Here is a 2090-nt window from a genome sequence, read left to right as displayed (position 1 = left end):
CAGTCTATTGAGGCGGGAGTGGATCTTGATTTTGACGTGGGATTTCGCGAAGTCGCGCCCATTAGCTCTATCATACAAACTGCAGGCCGCGTAAATAGGCATTTTGGGAAAATAAGGGGCGAGCTATACGTCTTTCCGGAAATAAGTAAATTTACAAATTTGATTTATGGCGATTTATATAAAGTAAGCGGAACTATTTTGGAGGATTTTAGACGAAAAGAGGTGCGAGAGAGCGAAATTTTAGAAATTTCAAATTCATTTTTTCAAAAAGTTAGCGCTCAGCTAGAACAAGATACGGATGAAAGCGACATAGGAAAGAGAATAAAAAAGCTTGAGTTTGAAGACATTAACGAAGAGATTAAAAAGGTTATGGACGATAACTGCAAACAAACGCTAATAATCGAAGCCAAAGAAAATTTTATTAAGGATTTTGAAGCTAAAATTTTAGAAATTAAAAATAGCTCAAATGGCGAATTTACGATACGAGACCTTTTAAAAAATCACATCAGAAAATTGTCGAAATTTAGCATAAACGTAACATTTAAAGATAAAGAAAAATTATTACAAAATTTAAAGCAAATACGCGGACTAAAAGATATGTTTTATCTACCGTTTGGCTCGTCTTATTTTTATAGTGCGGATTACGGGCTTAAAAAAGATACGAATTTAGACACCCTGGACGAGGTATTCGACTAATGTTTTGCAAAGACCAAATCACCGGTACGCTTGTGAATTATTACATCACCTGTAAGCGCGAGGCGTGGCTTTACGCGCACCATATCCACGCCGATCAGGAGGATGAAAACGTGCTGATGGGCAAGGCGCTAGCAGACATCAAAGAGAGCGATTTGCAGGACTTTGCATTTTCAAATTTAAAATTCGACAAACTTTCCAAGCAGCGCGGGCACTACTTGATTACAGAATATAAGAAAAGCCTAAAAAACGAGCTTGCGGGCAAGATGCAGCTACTTTTTTACGTCTATCTTTTAAAAACGGGCTTAAATTTAAAAGAGGTAAAAGGCAAACTAATCAGCGGTAAAAAGGTGATTTTGGTGGATGATAGTAGCGAAAATTTCGCTCTGATCGAGCAAATTTTAAGCGAGATAACGGCGCTTGCGAACCTAGAGCGACCGCCGAAATTTACGCAGGGAAAATTTTGCGCAAACTGCGCTTACAGCGGATACTGCGTGAGTTAAAATTTAGAAAAATGTACGTGATTTTGTTTTACGACATCGCCGGCGCCGAGCAAAAAGAGAAAAACAACGCAAACCGCATCAGAAAGGCGGTCGAGAAGTTTTTGCCGCGCGTGCAGTTTTCCGTTTTTGAAGGCGAGATTCGCGAGAGCGATTTTAAAAAACTAAGCGCGATTTTGCAAAAAGAGTGCGTTACGCAGCTTGACTCTATCGTGATTTACACGTTTAATTCGCTGAAGTATTCCAAGCGTATCGTAATCGGACAGGATAAAAACGGCGCGCTGTTTAGTTAAATTTGCTTGCGTAAATTTGCTGAGTTTGGCGGCACTTGAAATCCCACCTAAATTTAAGGAAAAAAGATGCAAAAAAGCGGCAGAACGCATTTTATTTTAAGCGCAGGCAGGCTTCGCAGGCAAGATAACAATATCTATTTTGACAAATTTGATGATGCGGGCGCGGTCGTCGCTAGTAAAATTTTGCCGATAAACGCGATCGATGAAATTTACGTGCTGGCAAAAGTGCAGATCGACACCTACACTATGGCGTTTCTGGCGGATAACAACATCCTTTTGCACGTTTTTAGCCCGTATCAGAGCTTTCGCGGTAATTTTTATCCAAATACCTCAAACTCGGTCAATAAAAGCGGCTTTGTGCTGCTAAACCAGGTCCGCGCCTTTGACGACCCCATTAAGCGTGTCTACATCGCCCGCGAGATCACTCGCGCGCACATCCTAAACGACGCGGCAAACTGCAAAAGACACGGCGTGAAATTTGACGCCTCGCCCCATATAAAGGCGCTAAACGCCACGGCGGACGTGCCTGCGATAATGGCAGTGGAAGGGGCGTTTCAAAAGCTCTACTACGAAAAATGGAACGAGATAATCGCGGATCAAAAAA

The 2090-nt window shown here is 41.5% G+C and carries 3 protein-coding genes and 1 pseudogene; all 4 read left to right on the top strand.

Features of this window, described 5'->3' with window-relative positions; all coding sequences use genetic code 11:
* A pseudogene (locus Q0236_RS06720) lies at positions 1 to 696 on the top strand (CRISPR-associated helicase/endonuclease Cas3); the annotation flags it as partial.
* Positions 696 to 1196 carry a Dna2/Cas4 domain-containing protein gene (locus tag Q0236_RS06715; protein ID WP_297916278.1) on the top strand — a complete coding sequence of 167 codons (501 nt, stop codon included), beginning with the start codon at positions 696 to 698 and terminating at the stop codon, positions 1194 to 1196. The pseudogene Q0236_RS06720 and the gene Q0236_RS06715, both read left to right, overlap by 1 nt.
* Positions 1197 to 1207: 11 nt before the next feature.
* Positions 1208 to 1486 (top strand): CRISPR-associated endonuclease Cas2, encoded by a 279-nt coding sequence (gene cas2, locus Q0236_RS06710; protein ID WP_297916280.1) that lies wholly within the window; start codon positions 1208 to 1210, stop codon positions 1484 to 1486.
* Between the two features lie 66 nt (positions 1487 to 1552).
* Positions 1553 to 2090, top strand: a 538-nt coding sequence (gene cas1 / locus Q0236_RS06705) for a CRISPR-associated endonuclease Cas1 (protein ID WP_297916276.1), incomplete at its 3' end; no start/stop codon positions are given.

It is taken from the genome of uncultured Campylobacter sp. (assembly GCF_938031315.1).
Classification (GTDB): domain Bacteria; phylum Campylobacterota; class Campylobacteria; order Campylobacterales; family Campylobacteraceae; genus Campylobacter_B.
The sequence above is the reverse complement of the archived record's forward strand: the minus strand, read 5'-3'. Positions and strand labels throughout refer to the sequence as shown.

Excerpts from the sequence above, each read along its gene's own strand:
- Q0236_RS06715 (WP_297916278.1), top strand. The coding sequence starts at position 696 with ATGTTTTGCAAAGACCAAATCACCGGTACGCTTGTGAATTATTACATC.
- cas2 (WP_297916280.1), top strand. The coding sequence starts at position 1,208 with ATGTACGTGATTTTGTTTTACGACATCGCCGGCGCCGAGCAAAAAGAG.